Origin of the sequence: Sinorhizobium fredii USDA 257 (assembly GCF_000265205.3) — a bacterium.
Classification (GTDB): Bacteria; Pseudomonadota; Alphaproteobacteria; order Rhizobiales; family Rhizobiaceae; genus Sinorhizobium; species Sinorhizobium fredii_B.
In genome coordinates this window covers 3,649,222-3,666,874 of sequence record NC_018000.1, presented here as the reverse complement: position 1 = coordinate 3,666,874, position 17,653 = coordinate 3,649,222, and the positions used below count along the sequence as shown (strand labels likewise).

16 protein-coding genes are annotated in these 17,653 nt (G+C 62.8%); 2 read left to right on the top strand and 14 right to left on the bottom strand.

The window, feature by feature from the left end; translation table 11 throughout:
- Positions 1 to 15: 15 nt before the first annotated feature.
- From hflX to dusB, 8 genes are all read right to left on the bottom strand, one after another.
- Positions 16 to 1,413, bottom strand: a complete 1,398-nt coding sequence (gene hflX / locus USDA257_RS17045; protein ID WP_086018009.1) for a GTPase HflX — start codon at positions 1,411 to 1,413, stop codon at positions 16 to 18.
- Between the two features lie 6 nt (positions 1,414 to 1,419).
- Positions 1,420 to 1,662 (bottom strand): RNA chaperone Hfq, encoded by a 243-nt coding sequence (hfq, locus tag USDA257_RS17040; protein WP_003535434.1) that lies wholly within the window; start codon positions 1,660 to 1,662, stop codon positions 1,420 to 1,422.
- A 106-nt stretch (positions 1,663 to 1,768) separates the two neighbouring features.
- Positions 1,769 to 2,632 (bottom strand): D-amino-acid transaminase, encoded by an 864-nt coding sequence (locus USDA257_RS17035; protein ID WP_014764200.1) that lies wholly within the window; start codon positions 2,630 to 2,632, stop codon positions 1,769 to 1,771.
- 62 nt (positions 2,633 to 2,694) lie between these two features.
- Positions 2,695 to 4,059 carry a two-component system response regulator NtrX gene (ntrX, locus tag USDA257_RS17030; RefSeq protein ID WP_014764199.1) on the bottom strand — a complete coding sequence of 455 codons (1,365 nt, stop codon included), beginning with the start codon at positions 4,057 to 4,059 and terminating at the stop codon, positions 2,695 to 2,697.
- Positions 4,049 to 6,322 (bottom strand): sensor histidine kinase NtrY-like, encoded by a 2,274-nt coding sequence (locus tag USDA257_RS17025; protein WP_014764198.1) that lies wholly within the window; start codon positions 6,320 to 6,322, stop codon positions 4,049 to 4,051. Before USDA257_RS17025 ends, ntrX begins: the two co-directional genes overlap by 11 nt.
- A 207-nt stretch (positions 6,323 to 6,529) precedes the next feature.
- On the bottom strand, positions 6,530 to 7,984 hold the full coding sequence (ntrC, locus tag USDA257_RS17020; RefSeq protein WP_014764197.1) for a nitrogen regulation protein NR(I): 1,455 nt from the start codon (positions 7,982 to 7,984) through the stop codon (positions 6,530 to 6,532).
- On the bottom strand, positions 7,981 to 9,135 hold the full coding sequence (locus USDA257_RS17015) for a two-component system sensor histidine kinase NtrB (protein ID WP_014764196.1): 1,155 nt from the start codon (positions 9,133 to 9,135) through the stop codon (positions 7,981 to 7,983). Before USDA257_RS17015 ends, ntrC begins: the two co-directional genes overlap by 4 nt.
- Positions 9,132 to 10,160, bottom strand: coding sequence for a tRNA dihydrouridine synthase DusB (dusB, locus tag USDA257_RS17010; protein WP_014764195.1), 1,029 nt, complete (start codon positions 10,158 to 10,160; stop codon positions 9,132 to 9,134). The genes USDA257_RS17015 and dusB overlap by 4 nt, the downstream gene beginning before the upstream one ends.
- 234 nt (positions 10,161 to 10,394) lie before the next feature.
- On the opposite strand from dusB, the gene USDA257_RS17005 reads away from it, so the two are divergent.
- Both USDA257_RS17005 and USDA257_RS17000 read left to right on the top strand, forming a co-directional pair.
- Positions 10,395 to 11,609, top strand: a complete 1,215-nt coding sequence (locus USDA257_RS17005; protein ID WP_041415351.1) for a bifunctional 2-C-methyl-D-erythritol 4-phosphate cytidylyltransferase/2-C-methyl-D-erythritol 2,4-cyclodiphosphate synthase — start codon at positions 10,395 to 10,397, stop codon at positions 11,607 to 11,609.
- On the top strand, positions 11,609 to 12,106 hold the full coding sequence (locus tag USDA257_RS17000) for a CinA family protein (protein ID WP_014764192.1): 498 nt from the start codon (positions 11,609 to 11,611) through the stop codon (positions 12,104 to 12,106). Before USDA257_RS17005 ends, USDA257_RS17000 begins: the two co-directional genes overlap by 1 nt.
- Here USDA257_RS17000 and USDA257_RS16995 read toward each other — a convergent pair.
- The 6 genes from USDA257_RS16995 to lpdA all read right to left on the bottom strand — a co-directional run bounded on the left by USDA257_RS16995 (position 12,094) and on the right by lpdA (position 17,641).
- Positions 12,094 to 12,543 carry a type II toxin-antitoxin system RatA family toxin gene (locus tag USDA257_RS16995; RefSeq protein WP_014764191.1) on the bottom strand — a complete coding sequence of 150 codons (450 nt, stop codon included), beginning with the start codon at positions 12,541 to 12,543 and terminating at the stop codon, positions 12,094 to 12,096. The two genes, USDA257_RS17000 and USDA257_RS16995, sit on opposite strands and share 13 nt — an antisense overlap.
- Before the next feature lie 93 nt (positions 12,544 to 12,636).
- Positions 12,637 to 13,836 (bottom strand): NAD-dependent formate dehydrogenase, encoded by a 1,200-nt coding sequence (locus USDA257_RS16990; RefSeq protein WP_014764190.1) that lies wholly within the window; start codon positions 13,834 to 13,836, stop codon positions 12,637 to 12,639.
- Positions 13,837 to 14,086: 250 nt separating this feature from the next.
- Positions 14,087 to 14,695, bottom strand: a complete 609-nt coding sequence (locus USDA257_RS16985; RefSeq protein ID WP_041414324.1) for an ATPase AAA — start codon at positions 14,693 to 14,695, stop codon at positions 14,087 to 14,089.
- A 69-nt stretch (positions 14,696 to 14,764) separates the two neighbouring features.
- Positions 14,765 to 15,736 (bottom strand): lipoyl synthase, encoded by a 972-nt coding sequence (gene lipA, locus USDA257_RS16980; protein WP_014764188.1) that lies wholly within the window; start codon positions 15,734 to 15,736, stop codon positions 14,765 to 14,767.
- A gap of 132 nt (positions 15,737 to 15,868) precedes the next feature.
- Positions 15,869 to 16,120, bottom strand: coding sequence for a GlsB/YeaQ/YmgE family stress response membrane protein (locus tag USDA257_RS16975; RefSeq protein WP_014764187.1), 252 nt, complete (start codon positions 16,118 to 16,120; stop codon positions 15,869 to 15,871).
- A 75-nt stretch (positions 16,121 to 16,195) separates the two neighbouring features.
- A complete protein-coding gene (gene lpdA / locus USDA257_RS16970; RefSeq protein WP_014764186.1) occupies positions 16,196 to 17,641 on the bottom strand; it encodes a dihydrolipoyl dehydrogenase in 1,446 nt (481 codons plus the stop codon).
- Positions 17,642 to 17,653: the final 12 nt, after the last annotated feature.

The window sequence follows — 17,653 nt, the reverse complement described above, 5'->3', positions numbered from 1 at the left end:
CGTTACGCAAGGCGCCTACCAATCCTCTGCCGCGGGTTTGGCCCCATTGCCCAACCGTCTTTCGAGCTCGGCCGCCTCGGCCTCGGTCAAGCGCAGGTCGAGGCTGATCCTTCCGTCGTCAAGATCATCGCGGCCGTCGACGATCGCGTGCTCATAGATCCAGGGCAGGAATTGCAGCTGGTCCACGGCCAACACGACGGTGCACTCGGTCATCACGCCCGAAAGCCGCTGACCAATCTCGGCAAGCAGATCGTCAACGCCTTCGCCTGTGATCGCGGAAACGGCGACGGTGTTGTCGGCGCTCGCGGCCTTCTTCACCAGAGCCTCGCGCACCTCCGGCTCGAGCCTGTCGATTTTGTTCCAGACCTCGACGATGCGTTCGGCGCCTTCCTTCTCGTCGATGCCGAGATCGGCAAGGATACGCAGCACATCGCTCGCCTGTGCCTGATTGTCCGGATCAGAGAGATCGCGCACATGCAGAACCAGATCGGCTTCGAGCACCTCCTCCAGCGTCGCCCGGAAGGCCGCGACGAGGTGCGTCGGCAAATCGGAGATGAAACCGACCGTGTCCGACAGAATGACCATTCGGCCATGCGGCAGCTTCAGCCGCCGGAGCGTCGGATCGAGCGTCGCGAAGAGCATGTCCTCGGCCAAAACGCCAGCGCCGGTCATCCGGTTGAAGAGCGTCGATTTGCCGGCGTTGGTGTAGCCGACCAGCGCGACGATAGGATGCGGCACCTTCTTGCGCTTCGAGCGATGCAGCTGGCGCGTACGCCGCACCTGCTCCAGTTCGCGCTCCAGCCGAACGATCCTCTCCTGCAGAAGGCGGCGGTCGGCTTCGATCTGCGTTTCGCCCGGGCCGCCCATGAAGCCGGCGCCGCCGCGCTGGCGCTCCAGGTGGGTCCAGCTTCGTACCAGGCGGCCCTTCTGATAGTTCAGGTGGGCGAGATCGACCTGAAGCGTGCCCTCCTTGGTGGAGGCGCGTCGGCCGAAAATCTCGAGAATAAGACCCGTCCGGTCGATGACCTTGGCGTTCCATTCCTTCTCGAGATTGCGCTGCTGCACCGGCGTCAGCGGATGATCGACGATGACCAGGCCCGCATCCTTCTCGTTCAGGATATGGCCGATCTCCTCGATCTTTCCGCTGCCGAGCAGCGTGCCTGGTTTCGGCTGCGCGACGGCAACGACCGTGCCGTGCACGACGTCGAGATCGATGGCAAGCGCAAGCCCGGTTGCCTCTTCAAGCCGGCTTTCATCGGAACGGGTGGTGGCCGTCGCCACCTCCGCCGCTGGCTTGCCCGTCTTCTTCAAGACCGGCACGACAACGACCGCGCGCATGTCGTCGCGGCGCTTCTCAAGCTCCGGAATGATCGATGACGGCGATTTCGAATTACGTTTGGTGATGGTCCTCAGGTCCCGTCAGGATGCCGCTTCCTCGTTCTCGAACATCTGCAGAGGCTGGCCCGGCATGATGGTCGAGATGGCATGCTTATAGACGAGCTGAGAATGGCCGTCACGGCGCAACAGGACACAGAAATTGTCAAACGATGTCACAACACCCGTCAGTTTCACGCCATTGATAAGGAAAATGGTCAATGATATTTTTTGCTTGCGAACCGTATTAAGAAAAAGATCCTGCAAGTTTTGAGAACGTTCCGCCATCGCGCCGCTTCTTTCTTATTTGCCGGCTTTGGCGCCGGTGCATTTTGTCATATTGCGATCCGAGGTATCACAGAAGCCTTCCCCCGACACCTCTTCAGGTTTGGTATCAAATCGCCGTCTTTTCCGCAACGTCGAAAAAGGCTTCACGAATATTCTGTGCTATGCTTCCGGGATGACCGTTGCCGATCGTCTTTCCATCGATGGAAACCACCGGAAAGCAGATGCTCGTTGCAGCGGTGACGAACACTTCCCGTGCGGCAAGCATTTCCTCTACAGAAAAGGCCTTTTCCTCGACCTTCAAGCGTAGTGGCTTCGCTACCTCCATCAGTGTCGTGCGCGTGATACCGCGCAGGATGCCGTGCTCGGCCGGACGGGTGCGCAGCGTTCCCTCAGCATCGACGATCCAGACATTCGTCGCCGCCCCCTCTTTGACCAGGCCATCGGCATCGACGAAGATTGCCTCTTGAGCGCCGAGTTCTTTCGCCTGCTGGCGGGCGAGAACGTTCGGCAAAAGACCGACGGTTTTGATATCGACCCGCTCCCAGCGGTTCTCCAGCACCGTTATCGCCGAGATGCCTTCGGCATTCTTGCGGGCGATTGCGGCGGCATCGGTGCGCTTGGCTGTTACGACGACAGAGGGCGGCGTGTTCTTCGCCGGAAAAACGTGGTCGCGTCGCGCGACACCGCGCGTCACCTGAAGATAGAAAAGCCCGTTGCGGACGCGGTTCCGCCGCAGCACCTCGCGAATGACGTGGATCAGCGCGGCGCGGCTCATCGGCCAGTCCATCTTGAGTTCACCCAGCGACCGGTCGAGACGATCGAGATGGCGGCGGAGATCGACGATGAAGCCGTGCCGCACCTCGCAAACTTCGTAGACCCCATCGGCGAACTGGTAGCCGCGATCCTCCACATGGACTGCGGCTTGCGAATGGCGCACATAGGCGCCGTTGACATAAGCAATTCTAGGCATCTGATCTTGCGGCCTTACTGGATGCTTTGCTGCGGCCGAAGGCCGCTTCGCATGCGTTCGGATCAGACACCCAGCGACTTCAGCTTGCGATGCAGCGCGGAACGCTCCATGCCGACGAATTCCGCAGTGCGCGAGATGTTTCCGCCGAAGCGATTGATCTGGGCGATCAGATAATCCCGTTCGAACATTTCGCGAGCCTCGCGCAGCGGCAGCGTCATGATGTGCTGGTCGCCCTTGGCGGAAATCTTCGGCAGCGTGTCGCCCACCTCGTTCGGCAGCATGTCGGCGCTGATCGGCGTATCCGGCCCGTCGGTGCGGGCGAGGATCATCAGGCGCTCGATGTTGTTGCGCAATTGCCGGATATTGCCCGGCCAGTCATGCGCCTGGAGGACCGCGAGCGCATCCTCGCCGATCTTGCGCGGGCGGATGCCGGCATGTTCGCTCACCTGGCGCATGAACATGTCGACCAGGAACGGGATATCTTCCCGCCGCTCCGCCAGCGCCGGAACCCGCACCGGGATGACGGCCAGGCGGTGATACAGATCCTCCCGGAAAAGGCCATCCGCGATCATGCTTTCGAGATTGTAGGCGGTCGAGGATATGATGCGGACATCCACCCTGACGCGCTTCGAGCCGCCGACCCGCTCGAACTGCTGGTCGACGAGCACCCGCAGGATCTTGTTCTGCGTCTCGCGCGGCATTTCGCCGACCTCGTCGAGATAGAGGATGCCGCCATGGGCTTCCTCCAGCGCACCGGTGCGGCGCGGCTGGCCGGCGGTGCCCTCGGTGCCGAAGAGAGCAATCTCCATGCGGTCCGGCGTGATGGCGGCCGCGTTCAAGGCCACGAAGGGACCGGTCGCACGGGTCGACTTGCGATGGATCATGCGCGCCACCAGCTCCTTGCCGGAGCCGGAGGGGCCCTGGATCATGATCCGGCTGTTGGTCGGGGCCACCTTTTCGATCGTCTGGCGCAGTTGCGAGACCGCCACCGATGTGCCGATGAGTTCCACCGGATCGCCGGATCTCTTCTTCAGCTCGAAGACCTCGCGCTTGAGCTTGGAGTTCTCCAGCGCCCGCTCGGCGATCAGGATCAGCCGATCGGCCTTGAACGGCTTCTCGATGAAGTCGTAAGCACCGCGTTTGATCGCCGAAACGGCCGTCTCGATGTTACCGTGGCCGGAGATCATCACCACCGGCAGATCGGGGTGACGGCCCTTAATCTCGTCGAGCAGCGCCAGCCCGTCCAGTCGGCTGCCCTGCATCCAGATGTCGAGGAAGACAAGCCTGGGCACGCGATCGTTGATCGCCGCCAGCGCGCTGTCGCTGTCGAAAGCCGTTCGTGTCTCGTGACCTTCGTCCGAGAGGATACCCGAGACGATCTCACGGATATCTTCCTCATCGTCCACAACCAGAATGTCAGCCGCCATTGGTATTACCCTTATCCTTCACAGTCTCATCGCCCTCGGTTTCGCCGGCGGGCGGCAGGATCACGCGGATCATCGCTCCGACGCCGCCGTCGAAATCCGCCGGTGCGTCGTGCAATTCCAATTGTCCGCCATGGTCCTCGATGATCTTCTTGACGATAGCGAGACCCAGCCCCGTGCCTTTCTCGCGCATCGTCATGTACGGCTCCAGAATCCGGTGCCGGTTTTCGGTGGGCAGCCCCTTGCCATTGTCGATCACATCGACGACGAAGCGGCCGGTCACATCGTCGCGACGGGAGCGCACCAGAATCCTGGGTGCGCCGCGAACCGCCTCGGCCGGGACCGCCTCGATCGCCTCCACCGCATTCTTGACGATATTTCCAAAGGCCTGGCCGAGCATACGGCTGTCGAACTGCCCCTCGAGCGCTTCGTCGCCGAAATCGCGAACAAAGGTGATATGGCTGTTGCCCATCTCGCGCAGGAAGACCGCATCCTTCAGGATCGAGCGTAGGTCGGACTTTTCCTTCGTCGGCTTCGGCATGCGCGCAAAGGCCGAGAACTCGTCGACCATCCGGCCGATGTCTTCCACCTGGCGCACGATCGTATCCGTGCACTGGTCGAACACGGCCTTGTCTTCCTGGTCGATCTGCCTGCCATAGCGCCGCTTCAGGCGCTCGGCCGAAAGCTGGATCGGCGTCAGCGGGTTCTTGATCTCGTGCGCGATGCGCCGGGCCACGTCCGCCCACGCGGTCGAGCGCTGGGCGATGACCAGATCGGTGATGTCGTCGATGGTGATGACGTAGGAGCCCTGCGAACCTTCGCCCTCCTCCCGGGTCACCTGAACATTCAGGGTGCGCTCGGTTCCGCCACGCATGATGTTGATCTGTTTGCGGTAGTCGTTGCGGTAGCGACTTTCCGCCTCGACCAGAACCTGCTCGATCTCCGGCGCGACTTCGCGCAGGCTCGCACCGAGCAGTCCGGGAGCCGATTTTCGCAGGAATTCCTCCGACGAGGGGTTTGCGATCGTAATGCGGCGGTCACGGCCGACGCCGATCACCGCCGCCGTGACGCCGGAAAGCACCGCTTCGATGAAGCGGCGGCGCTGATCGACCTCGTCCTTCGCGACAAGAATCTGATCCTGCTGCGTCCTGATCTCGCTGACCATCTTGTTGAAGGTGCGTGACAGGTTGCCGACGTCGCCGTCGACGGCGCGCACCGGCACGACGACATCGAGATTGCCCGAGGCGACGCTGTCGGCCGCCCCGATCAGCTGCCGGATCGGACGGACGATGCGGTCGGCAACCGCTATGGCGGTCCAGATCGCCGCCAGTAGCACGATCAGCGCGAAGCCGATGTAAAGGACGCCAAAGGCGACCTGCAACGACGTGCGCCCCGCCTCGAGCGCCTTGTATTCGGCGGTGTTCTCCTCCATCAACCGCATGGAACGCATGACTTCGGGATCGACGTTGCGAAGCGTATAGAGGTAGATCCCCGGGAAATTCTCGAGCGGTACGACCGCTCCGACGAGATTGGTCACGCCCGGGGGAATGAGCGTCGGCTGGCCGGCGACCGTGCTTTTCAAAGCGTCCTGCGGAATGGCCGGCAAGGGTCGCTCGGTCGAGATATTGGCCTGCAGGATGGCGCTGCCGTCGGCGCGAACCAGGAATGCACCGAGCATGCCGCGTCCCCTCGCCTGCCGCGTCATCAGTTCGGTGAAGCCGGTGCGGTCGAGGGCGTACAGCTGTCGGTTGCGTTCGAGGTCGTTGGCCATCGAAACCGTCTGCCCCTGGAGATAGCTCGCATTCTCCAGCACATAGGCCTGGGCGACGTTCAGCGAGGAGCGCACGATCGCCTGGGTGCGCAGCGAGAACCAGCGGTCGAGGCCGACGTCGAGGGTGATGCTGGCAAAAATCGCAACGAGGATGGCCGGCGTTATCGCGACGATCGAGAACAGGGCGACGATGCGCACATGCAGCCGCGCAGCCGCCCTTCCCTTGCTGCGGGCGCGAAGCAGCCTGATGATCTCGCGAGCGATGAGATAGATCAGTCCGACGACGAAGACGCCATTGATGCCGGCGCAGGCAATGACGATGTTTCGCTCCGGCCGAATGGGGGTGAGGCCAAGAAGGACGAGCAGCGACAGGGTGGCGCAGACCAGCGCACCGGTGGCCAGCATTAGGCCGGGGAGCGCGAAGGAGGCTCGCCGATCCTGGGCAGCCGCACCTCCCTCCTCCGTGCCCAATGGCAAGGCCATTCCATCCACCATGAAAAAAGCTTCCCCCAAAACCGGCGTCCCGAAGACACCGGCACCCGCCTGCAAGTCCGGACCAAGATATTGAACGTGCCTCGGCTCGGACGGCGCTGGCATGCGCCGCTTCACGAGCCGCCGTCGCCCAGGTGCAGAGCGAATCGACGCCCTACAAGCCCTTCAAGCAACGTATTGTGGCGAAAATGCAACGGTGTTGCAAAGCAGTCAAGCGGTGCGTGAGCTCCGATAGACCGAGACGCCCAGTTCCCGGATCTTCTTGCGGAGCGTATTGCGGTTCAGCCCGAGCAGATCGGCAGCCTTGATCTGGTTGCCGCGCGTCGCCGTCAAGGCTGCTAGAATCAACGGATACTCCATTTCCGCAAGCACGCGCTCGTAAAGGCCGGTGGGCGGCAGGGCTTCGCCGAAACTCGCGAAATACTGCCGCATGTTCTCTTCAACCGCCTGCGAGATCGACATCGAGCCCGGACGCGCCGCCGCCTTGTCGATCGGGCTGTCCGGCACCTCCGAGCGCAGCTCGTTTTCGATGATCTCCCGGGTGATCACGTCCTGTGGATAAAGTGCGGTCAGGCGGCGCACGAGGTTCTCAAGCTCGCGAACGTTGCCGGGCCAGGGATGCGCCTTCATCAGTTCCAGCGCCTCCTGGTCGAAGCGCTTGACGTCGAGCCCCTCCTTTTCGGCCTGCTGGACGAAATGCCGAACCAGATCGGGAATATCCTCGGCGCGGTCCCTGAGCGGCGGCAGGCGCAGCGGCACGACGTTCAAGCGATAGTAGAGGTCCTCGCGGAAAAGTCCCTGATTGATCGACTGTTTCAGGTCCTTGTTCGTCGCCGCGACGATGCGCACGTCGGAGCGGATCGGCGTGCGCCCGCCGACGGTCGTATACTCGCCCTGCTGGAGGACGCGCAGGAGCCGCGTCTGCGCATCCATCGGCATGTCGCCGATTTCGTCGAGGAACAGCGTTCCGCCCTCGGCCTGTTCGAAGCGGCCGGTGGAGCGCGTCTGGGCGCCCGTGAACGCCCCCTTCTCATGACCGAACAATTCCGACTCGATGAGGTCGCGCGGGATCGCCGCCATGTTGATCGCGACAAACGGACCATTTCTGCGTTTGCCGTAGTCGTGCAAAGCGCGTGCGACCAGTTCCTTGCCGGTCCCCGATTCGCCGGTGATCATCAGCGTCAGGTCGGTCTGCATCAGTCGGGCGAGCACCCGGTAGATTTCCTGCATGGCGGCGGAGCGGCCGACAAGCGGCATGCCGTCCTGCGAATCGTCGTCCAGCTTCGAAGGACGCCGTTTCGGCTCGGCGAGCGCCCGCCCGATGATGCCGATCAGTTCGGTCAGGTCGAAGGGTTTCGGGAGATAATCATAGGCGCCCTTCTCCGACGCCTTGATGGCGGTCATGAAGGTGTTCTGGGCGCTCATCACCAGCACCGGCAGGTCAGGTCGCGCTTTCTTGATCCGCGGCAGGAGATCGAACGCGTTCTCATCCGGCATCACCACATCGGTGACGACCAGGTCGCCATCGCCGGCGGCGATCCAGCGCCACAGAGTCGCTGCATTGGATGTGATGCGCACATCGTATCCGGCACGACTGAGAGCCTGGTTGAGCACGGTGCGAATGGCTGCGTCGTCATCCGCGACGAGGATCGTAGCGCCCGTCATGCAATGGTTCCTTCTGTCATCGGTGTTACGTCATCTGCCGCCCGTCCCTTCGAGGCTGGCATCAGAACGCGAAAAGTCGTGCGGCTGTGCTGGCTGTCGCATTCGACGATGCCGCCGTGGCCGCCAATGATCTTGGCCACCAGCGCCAGCCCGAGACCGGAGCCGTTCGTCTTCGTGGTGATGAACGGATCGAAGAGATGCGGCAGCAGGTCGGACGGCACGCCCGGTCCGTTGTCGTGGACGCAGAACTCCAGCGGCAGCGAAATCTTTTCGCGGGTTCCCGCCACCGAGAGCCGGATGCCCGGGCGGTAGGCCGTCGTCAGCATGATCTCGCCTTCGGGCCGATCGCCAATCGCCTCGGCGGCGTTCTTGACCAGGTTGAGGAATACCTGGACGAGCTGGTCGCGGTTGGCATAGACCGGCGGCAGCGAAGGGTCGTAGTTTTCGGAAATCTTGATGCCGCGGGCAAAGCCCGCCTTGGCGATTGCCTTCACATGGTCGAGAACCGAATGGATATTCAGCGGCACCCGATCGACCGGCCGCTCGTCGGAAAACACTTCCATGCGATCGACGAGAGAGACGATGCGGTCGGTCTCGTCGCAGATCAGCCGCGTGAGTGCCCGGTCTTCGTCATTGACCGATGTTTCGAGGAGCTGGGCCGCGCCCCTGATGCCGGATAGCGGGTTCTTGATCTCATGGGCCAGCATCGAGGCAAGGCCGGTCACCGAGCGCGCCGCGGCCCGATGGGTGAGCTGCCGATCGATCTTGTCGGCCATCGAGCGTTCCTGGAAGACGATCACGACGGATCCCGGCTGCGACAGCACCGGCGCCACGTAAAGGTCGACCAGCTTGTCGGCTCCGAGGCGTGGCGAGCTCAGATCGACGCGGTACTCGTTGACCGGGGCGCGCCTTTCGCGCACCTGTTCGACGAGCGTCAGGAGCGGGCTGCCAAACGGAATGAAGGCGCTGATATCGTGGCGGGCGAGATGGTTGGCGCTCGCCCCAAAGAAGGACTCCGCTTCCCAATTCGCGAAGGCGACGTGCCCGTTCTCGTCAACAAGTATGACCGGGTTCTGTATGGCGTTCAGCACGGCCATCGAGAGGTCGCTCGCGCCTTCCGCCGGTTCCGGAACTAGTGCCTTTTCGGTCATGCCGCCATCCCCTCCCTTGCCGGCTCCAGGCCGGAGCAAGCAATCGCGGTCGCAACCCGATCGCTCACCAGTTTCACGTCCTTCGACGTCAGGATCTCCGCCTTTTCCGCGGCGGCAATATCCGGCGCGAAACGCTCGAGATACCAGGCGACATGCTTGCGGGCATGACGAAGCCCGATCTCCGACCCATAGAATTCGAGCATCATCGCGTAGTGCTCGGCGAATATTGCCGCGATCGCCGCTGCATCCGGCTGACTTGCGGCACCGGCCAGCACGCCTGCATGCCACGGCCGCCCCTGGCAGGAGCGGCCCACCATGACGGCGTCGGCACCGGAGCGGCGCAGGATTTCCGTGGCATCGGCGACCGCGTCGACGTCGCCATTGGCGATCAGAGGAATGGAGATCGCGTCGCGAACCGCCCTGATCGCGTCCCAGTCGGCCTTGCCGCTATAGAATTGCATGCGCGTGCGGCCGTGAATGGTGATCGCCTGCACGCCCGCAGCTTCGGCCCGGCGCGCAATCAGCGGCGCATTGATTGAGTTCTCGTCCCAGCCGAGCCGCATCTTCAGCGTCACCGGGACGCGGACGGCCTTGACCGTCGCCTCGATCAGCGACAGGGCATGGTCCGGATCGCGCATAAGCGCCGAGCCGGAATAGCCGCCGGTGACCTTCTTTGCCGGGCAGCCCATATTGATGTCGACAATGTCCGCGCCGTTGGCTTCGACGATTTTGGCCGCCTCGGCCATCCAGTGGGCCTCGCGCCCGGCAAGCTGGACGATATGGGGATCAATCCCGGAATTCTTCAGCCGCGCCCATGATTCGGCGGCGTTGCAGACCAGTTCGCGGCTTGCCACCATTTCCGTCACGACGAATCCGGCGCCGAAGCGCCAGGCAAGCCTGCGGAAGGGCAAGTCGGTTACACCGGACATCGGCGCGAGCGCCACCCGATTGCGGATTTCAACATTCCCGATCCGGAGCGACGATGACAGGGCCGGCAGTGGCAAATGCATATCTTTCAGGCACATAATTATGATGCACTATTTTTAGCCATTGTTCTTCGGCTTGCCAAGCGATTTCCACGCGCCCGCCAAAATTCCTTTTGAGCGCGCAAGCGCGCCTCCCATCCTCCGTTCCATGCAGGTCGACACTCCCCAAAACCGCTCCACAGTTTTGGCGACATGCACAGATGGCTGGCAATGACGGAACCTTCGCGGTACATGACGGGGGAGATTTTCGAATTGCGGGACCCCATACAGAAGATGCAGCCGGAAGAACAGTTCTCCTGTGGCGTCGTCGTCGTCGCCGCCGGCCGCGGCGAGCGCGCCGGCCAATCTGCGGACGGGCCAAAGCAGTACCGCACGATCGGCGACCGTCCCGTTATCGCGCATACACTTGACATTTTCGCGACATGGCCGGGCACTGGCCCGATCGTCGTCGTCATCCATCCCGAGGACGAGGCGCTTCTCGCCGCGGCACTCAAGCGGATGACCTGCCCGATCGCGGTGTCGGTCGTCCACGGCGGTGCAACGCGGCAGCTCTCGGTTCTTGCCGGCCTCGAAGCGCTCGACAAGGCCGGCGCCCGACACGCGATGATCCAGGACGCAGTGCGTCCGTTCACCGACCACGCCTTGCTCGACCGCTGCCGCGCAGCGCTCGAGGGCGGCGCCGAGGCGGCACTTCCGGCCATCGCTGTCGCCGATACGCTGAAACGGGCGACGGACGGCCGCGTTGTCGAGGAGACGGTGCCGCGGACCGGCCTCTACGCAGCCCAGACACCGCAATGCTTCCGCCTCGAGGCGATCCTTGCCGCCCACCGCGCCGCAAGCGCCAGCGGCCGGAGCGACTTCACCGACGACGCATCCATCGCCGAATGGGCCGGCATGCCGGTCGTCCTCGTCGAAGGTGCGGTCGAAAACGTCAAGCTCACCCTTCAGAGGGACCTATCGATGGCCGATGAAAGGCTGACCCGCCACGCAATTCCCGACGTGCGCACCGGCAACGGCTATGACGTGCACCAGCTCGTCGAGGGCGACGGCGTCACGCTTTGCGGCGTCTTCATACCGCATGACCGCAGGCTCTCCGGCCATTCCGATGCGGACGTCGCCTTGCATGCCTTGACCGACGCGCTGCTTGCCACCTGCGGCGCCGGCGACATCGGCGATCACTTTCCGCCCTCCGACCCGCAGTGGAAGGGCGCGCCGTCCCGCATCTTCCTGGAACACGCGGCACGCATCGTGCACGAACGCGGCGGCACGATCACCAATGCGGACGTTTCGCTGATCGCGGAGGCGCCGAAGGTCGGCCCCCACCGCCAGCAGATGCGCGAGAATCTTGCCGCCATGCTCGACATTGCGCTCGACCGCTGCTCGGTCAAGGCGACCACCAACGAGAAGCTCGGCTTCGTCGGGCGCGGGGAAGGCATCGCCGCCATCGCCACGGCAACGGTCTTCTATGCGCCAGGGACCAAAGCCTGATGTGGCCGGCCGACATCGAAGCGGCGGCGCGCGCCGTCATTGCCGACTTCACCGCGCGCGGGCAGAAAGTCGCCACCGCCGAATCCTGCACCGGCGGCCTGATCGCTGCGGCGCTGACCGAGATCGCCGGCTCGTCCATAGTCGTCGACCGCGGCTTCGTCACCTATTCCAACGCGGCGAAAATCGACATGCTCGGGGTTAAAGCCGCGACGCTCGCGGCCCACGGTGCCGTTTCCCGCGAGATTGCCGCGGAGATGGCGCGGGGCGCCGTCTCCCGATCCGGTGCCGATCTAGCGGTCGCTGTCACAGGTATCGCAGGCCCGAGCGGCGGCTCGGCCGAGAAACCGGTCGGGCTTGTCCACCTCGCTGCGGCGGGGCGGCAAGGCTCGTTCATTCACCGCGAGATGCGCTATGGCGATATCGGCCGCGACGCGGTGCGCCTGGCAACGGTCAGAACGGCGCTCGATCTCCTCAAGGAGATCGCTCAGGCGCCGTAGATCGCGTCGGCGCGTTTCTCGAAGGCTTCGGAAAACATGCGGAAGGCGCGGTCGAACATCGAGCCCATCAGGGCGCCGAGAATGCGGCTCTTGAACTCGTAGTCGATGTAAAAATGCACGATCGACTGGTTCTCGTTGAGCGGCTCGAAACGCCAGACGTTGTCGAGATACTTGAACGGCCCCTCGATGTAATTGACATCGATCATCCGCTCGGCCGGCTTGAGCAGCACCTGCGTCGTAAACGTCTCGCGGATCGCCTTGTAGCCCACCGTCATGTCGGCAAGCAGCAATGCCTTGCCGTCGCGTTCCTTGCGGGAGCGCACGCTCAGCGCCTCGCAAAGCGGCAAAAATTCCGGATAGCGCTCGACTTCGGCGACGAGATTGAACATCTGCTCGGCAGAATGCTTGACGACGTGGTTGGTTTCAAAATGCGGCATGATTTTTGAGTTAAGGCCGCAGCGCGAGAAGATCAAGAAGAAGGCGCACTTGTGCCTTCATAATTGCAACCACCCGAAGCGACAGTGCCACGCTTAGGTCTTGAAACGCGCCGCCTCCTCAGACCCGCGGGTCGCATCCCCCGCGCTGTAGGAGTGTGCGCCGGCGCCCGCCAGCTTGCCGCCTGCGACAATCAGATATTCCTCGCGGATCGGCCGGCCTTCGAACCAGCACTCCAGAATCTCTCGCGTACCGGCAGCATAGCGTGCCTGGGCGGATAGCGACGACCCCGAAATATGCGGGGTCATGCCGTGATGAGACATCGATCGCCACGGATGTTCCTTGGGCGGCGGCTGCGGGAACCACACGTCGCCGGCGTAGCCAGCGAGTTGGCCGCTCTCCAGCGCCCGCGCAACGGCATCGCGATTGCAGATCTTGCCGCGCGCCGTGTTGACCAGATAGGCGCCACGTTTCATCTCGGCGATCATCGCCTCGTCGAAGAGATTTTCCGTCTCCGGATGGAGCGGGGCGTTGATCGTGACGACATCGCAGACGGGCACCATGTCTGCTGCCGTCTGGTGGAAAGTAACGCCGAGTTCCTTTTCGACCGCGTCGGGGAGCCGGTGGCGGTCGGTGTAGTGCAGCTTGACGTCGAACGGCTTCAGCCGACGCAGCACCGCGCTGCCGATCCGCCCGGCGCCAACCGTGCCGATTTCCATACCCTCGATATCGTAGGAACGCGCGACGCAGTCGGCGATGTTCCAGCCGCCTCTCACGACCCACTGGTAGGAGGGGATATAGTTCCGCGCCAGGCTGAGGATCATCATGACCACATGTTCGGACACGCTGATCGAGTTGCAGTAGGTCACCTCGGCGACCGTCATGCCGCGGTCTATCGCGGCCTGAAGATCGACATGGTCCGAGCCGATGCCGGCGGTGATCGCGAGTTTCAGCTTGTTCGCCTTGGCGATCCGCTCGGCGGTCAGGTAGGCCGGCCAGAAAGGTTGCGATATCACGATGTCGGCGTCGACGAGCTCACGTTCGAAGACGCTGTCTGGACCATCCTTGTCCGACGTCACCACCAGGCTATGTCCCTGGCCTTCGAGGAACGTCCTCAAGCCGAGCTCTCCGGAGACGCTGCCGAGGAGCGTACCCGGCTGAAAATCAATGGCCTTCGGTGTGGGAAGCGTCTGGCCGCCGGAGTAGCTCTCAAGCTTCGGCAGCCCATCCCGCGCATAGGCGGTGGGATATCCCTCGACCGGATCGTCGTAGAGGACGCAAACGACCTTTGCCATTTCCATTTCCCTTCACTGGAAGCGAAGAGGAAGGCAGGTGACTCCTTCAAAGCCGGTCAATTCGGACGAACAGCAGGGCGATATGCTCTGTTGAATTATCTGTGGCCAGCAGGGTCGCTCCCGGCGCTCCCATCTTCTTCCATTCGTACCCACTCTTAAGAAGGTGGAGAAGCAGGACACGGTTTCAAGTAGCGCCAAATGTCGCATGGGACAGAAACTCCGGATAGGGCTCGACATCGAGGTCGACCATCTATTCGGCCGAATGTTTGACGACGTGGTTGGTTGCAAAATCCGAGTTAGGACTGCAGCCGAGAAAATCGAGGAGAAGTCGCATTTGTGCCCGGCTTCTTATCTGCAAGACGGGAACCCGGTGCTCCTTGAGGCCCGCGGCAATTATCGGCGCGTATCTGCGTTCGAACGTCCATATGTAGCGCACGAACTCCCAGTTCACTCGTTCGGGGCAGCCGTCGGCCATTTCCGGCCGCGCTTGCCCACGCCATTGCAGCCAACGGCGTAAGGCTCCCGATAGGCAAAGCAGACGCGGCATCCGGACCCAAAAGACAATTTCTGTGCGCGGCAGTCTCAGATCGAAGCTCGATGAATTGGTTCCGTCCATGATCCATTCCGGCTCGTCGACCCTGGCCGTGATCATTGCCCTTTGTTCGGCACGCGGCCTCGAAACCCAACCGGGTAGCCAGAAAAACTCTCGGTCCATCGAAACGAAAGGCAGATCAAATCGTGTGGAGAGCCCCCGCGCCAATGTGGTCTTGCCGCCGCCCGAGCAGCCGACGACCAGAATGCGCTTCGCACGGGAAAGGACGGACGCCGCCTCCGCAAGATCGGCGAGATAGTTCACCATTCCACCTCCAAGACAAAAGAGCCGCGGCGTCGAAACGCCGCGGCCTTTCCTTTGGCGATGGCCGACGGACTACTCCGCTGCGGCCAGCAGCTTCTTCTCGCGCGCCGTCTTCAGCCGGGCGAAATCGTCGCCGGCATGGTGCGACGAGCGGGTCAGCGGGCTCGACGCAACCATCAGGAAGCCCTTGGTGTAGGCGACCGTCTCGTAGGACTTGAACTCCTCGGGGGTCACGAATTTCTCGACCTTGTGATGCTTGCGGGTCGGCTGCAGGTACTGGCCGATCGTCAGGAAGTCGACGTCGGCGGTGCGCAGGTCGTCCATCAGTTGCAGCACCTCGTTCCGTTCCTCGCCGAGGCCGACCATGATGCCGGACTTGGTGAACATCGTCGGATCGAGTTCCTTCACCCGCTGCAGCAGGCGGATCGAATGGAAATAGCGCGCCCCCGGACGCACGGTCAGATAATTGGAAGGAACGGTCTCGAGGTTGTGGTTGAAGACGTCCGGCTTGGCGGCGACGACCCGCTCCAGCGCGCCGGGCTTCCTCAAAAAGTCCGGCGTCAGGATTTCGATCGTCGTCGTGGGCGAGGCCTCGCGGATCGCAAAGATCACCTTCTCGAAATGCTCCGCGCCGCCGTCCTCGAGGTCGTCGCGGTCGACCGAGGTGATGACGACGTGGCTGAGGCCCATCTGCTTGATCGCCTTGGCGACGTTGGCGGGCTCGTCGAGATCCAGCGCGTTCGGCTTGCCGGTCGAGACATTGCAGAAGGCGCAAGCGCGCGTGCAGATCTCGCCCATGATCATGAAGGTGGCGTGCTTCTTGTCCCAACATTCGCCGATGTTCGGGCAGCCGGCCTCCTCGCAGACAGTGACGAGCTTGTTGCCCTTCACGATCGAGCGGGTCTCCATATAGCCCTTCGAGGTCGGCGCCTTGACCCGGATCCAGTCCGGCTTGCGCAGCACCTCGGTATCCGGCCGGTGCGCCTTTTCCGGGTGGCGAACGCGTTCAGCTCGATCCGATACCGCATCGAAAACCGTTACCATCTGTCTTCCTTCATCGCATCGAGCAAGCGGCCGGAGGCCGTTGGTTTTTCGATCTATATAAACAGCCAGACATGAAAAGTCAGGCCGTCATTTGCATGGCAGCCTGACCGCAATTGGATGGCGGATATATTTCTACCCGCGGACGGCGCGCCCCGCGGCAATCAGCAGGCAGGCGCCAATGAAGCCGACGATCAGATAGGCGATCCAGCCGGTATAGGCCATGCCGAATGCCGCCAGGATGAAGTTCAAGACGACCGCGCCGATGATGCCGAGAATAATGTTCATGAACAGCCCCATTTGGCTGTTCATGAATCTCTCCGCCAGCCAGCCGGCCAGCCCACCGATGATGATCGCTGCCAAAATACCCACGCCGTTCACGCTCATGACGACCTCCGCCCACTGAAGATGCTACGCAATCAATGCGTGAGTATACCGTAAGTTCCGGACGGCCGCACGACATCAGGCGTTCAGCACTTTTCCGTAGGCGTCGAGTACGCTTTCCTTCATCATTTCCGAGAGTGTCGGATGCGGGAAGATCGTGTGCATCAGCTCTTCCTCGGTGGTCTCCAGGTTCATGGCGACAACGAAGCCCTGGATGAGTTCGGTGACTTCCGCACCGACCATATGAGCGCCGAGCAGTTCGCCGGTCTTCTTGTCGAAGATCGTCTTGATCAGGCCTTGGTCCTCACCGAGCGCGATCGCCTTGCCGTTGGCGCCGAAGCTGTAGCGGCCAACGCGGATGTCGCGGCCGAGTTCCTTGGCCATTGCCTCGGTAAGACCCACCGAAGCGACCTGCGGGTCGCAATAGGTGCAGCCCGGGACCTTGCTTTTGTCGAGCGCATGGACGCCCGGCACGCCGGCGATCTTCTCGACGCAGATCACGCCCTCATGCTCGGCCTTGTGCGCCAGCATCGGCGGACCGGCGACATCGCCGATCGCATAGATTCCGGCGACGTTCGTCTTGCCATAGCCGTCGGTGACGATGCAGCCGCGCTCGGTCTTCACGCCGAGCGCCTCGAGCCCGAGGTTCTCGATGTTGCCCTGAACACCGACGGCCGAGATCAGGCGGTCCGCCTTGATCGGCGTTACCTTGCCGTCCTTCGTCTCGACATGAGCCGTGACGTCGTTGGCGCCCTTCTCGACCTTGGTGACCTTGGCGTCGGTGAAGATCTTCAGGCCGCGCTTCTCGAGCAGCTTGCGTGCAAGGGCGGAAATCTCGGCATCCTCGACCGGCATCACCTGCGGCAAGAGCTCGACGACCGTGACATCGACGCCCATGGAACGATAGAAGCTCGCGAATTCGATACCGATGGCGCCGGACCCCATCACGACCATCGATTTCGGCAGTTCCTCGGGCTTCATCGCCTCGAAATAGGTCCAGATCAGCTTGCCGTCCGGCTCGATGCCGGGGAGAGCCCGCGGCCGCGCGCCGGTCGCGATGATGATGTGCTTGGCCGTGTAGGTGCCCTCGCCCTTGACGCCCTTCGGCACCGGGTTCTGCGGCTGGACGGCCGGCTTCGACGGCGCGCCGACAACGATCTCGCCGGGCTTCGTCAGCTTGGCCTCGCCCCAGACCACGTCGATCTTGTTCTTCTTCATGAGGAAGGCGACGCCGCCGTTCAGGCGCGCCGAAACGCCGCGCGAGCGGGCCACGACATCCGTGACGTTGGCGGTCATCTTGCCTTCGAGTGTCAGGCCGTAGTTCTTGGCGTGATTGGCATGGTCGAGGATCTCGGCGGAGCGCAGCAGGGCCTTGGTGGGAATGCAGCCCCAGTTGAGGCAGATGCCGCCCAGGTGCTCGCGCTCGACGATCGCCGTCTTCAAGCCCAGTTGCGCCGAGCGGATGGCGGTGACATAGCCGCCCGGGCCCGAACCGATAACGATGACGTCGTAATTCTCAGCCATGTGTTTCCTACC

Excerpts from the sequence above, each read along its gene's own strand:
- hfq (WP_003535434.1), bottom strand. The coding sequence starts at position 1,662 with ATGGCGGAACGTTCTCAAAACTTGCAGGATCTTTTTCTTAATACGGTT.
- USDA257_RS17035 (WP_014764200.1), bottom strand. The coding sequence starts at position 2,632 with ATGCCTAGAATTGCTTATGTCAACGGCGCCTATGTGCGCCATTCGCAA.
- ntrX (WP_014764199.1), bottom strand. The coding sequence starts at position 4,059 with ATGGCGGCTGACATTCTGGTTGTGGACGATGAGGAAGATATCCGTGAG.
- USDA257_RS17025 (WP_014764198.1), bottom strand. The coding sequence starts at position 6,322 with ATGGTGGATGGAATGGCCTTGCCATTGGGCACGGAGGAGGGAGGTGCG.
- ntrC (WP_014764197.1), bottom strand. The coding sequence starts at position 7,984 with ATGACGGGCGCTACGATCCTCGTCGCGGATGACGACGCAGCCATTCGC.
- USDA257_RS17015 (WP_014764196.1), bottom strand. The coding sequence starts at position 9,135 with ATGACCGAAAAGGCACTAGTTCCGGAACCGGCGGAAGGCGCGAGCGAC.
- dusB (WP_014764195.1), bottom strand. The coding sequence starts at position 10,160 with ATGTGCCTGAAAGATATGCATTTGCCACTGCCGGCCCTGTCATCGTCG.
- USDA257_RS17005 (WP_041415351.1), top strand. The coding sequence starts at position 10,395 with ATGCAGCCGGAAGAACAGTTCTCCTGTGGCGTCGTCGTCGTCGCCGCC.
- USDA257_RS17000 (WP_014764192.1), top strand. The coding sequence starts at position 11,609 with ATGTGGCCGGCCGACATCGAAGCGGCGGCGCGCGCCGTCATTGCCGAC.
- USDA257_RS16995 (WP_014764191.1), bottom strand. The coding sequence starts at position 12,543 with ATGCCGCATTTTGAAACCAACCACGTCGTCAAGCATTCTGCCGAGCAG.
- USDA257_RS16990 (WP_014764190.1), bottom strand. The coding sequence starts at position 13,836 with ATGGCAAAGGTCGTTTGCGTCCTCTACGACGATCCGGTCGAGGGATAT.
- USDA257_RS16985 (WP_041414324.1), bottom strand. The coding sequence starts at position 14,695 with ATGGTGAACTATCTCGCCGATCTTGCGGAGGCGGCGTCCGTCCTTTCC.
- lipA (WP_014764188.1), bottom strand. The coding sequence starts at position 15,736 with ATGGTAACGGTTTTCGATGCGGTATCGGATCGAGCTGAACGCGTTCGC.
- USDA257_RS16975 (WP_014764187.1), bottom strand. The coding sequence starts at position 16,120 with ATGAGCGTGAACGGCGTGGGTATTTTGGCAGCGATCATCATCGGTGGG.
- lpdA (WP_014764186.1), bottom strand. The coding sequence starts at position 17,641 with ATGGCTGAGAATTACGACGTCATCGTTATCGGTTCGGGCCCGGGCGGC.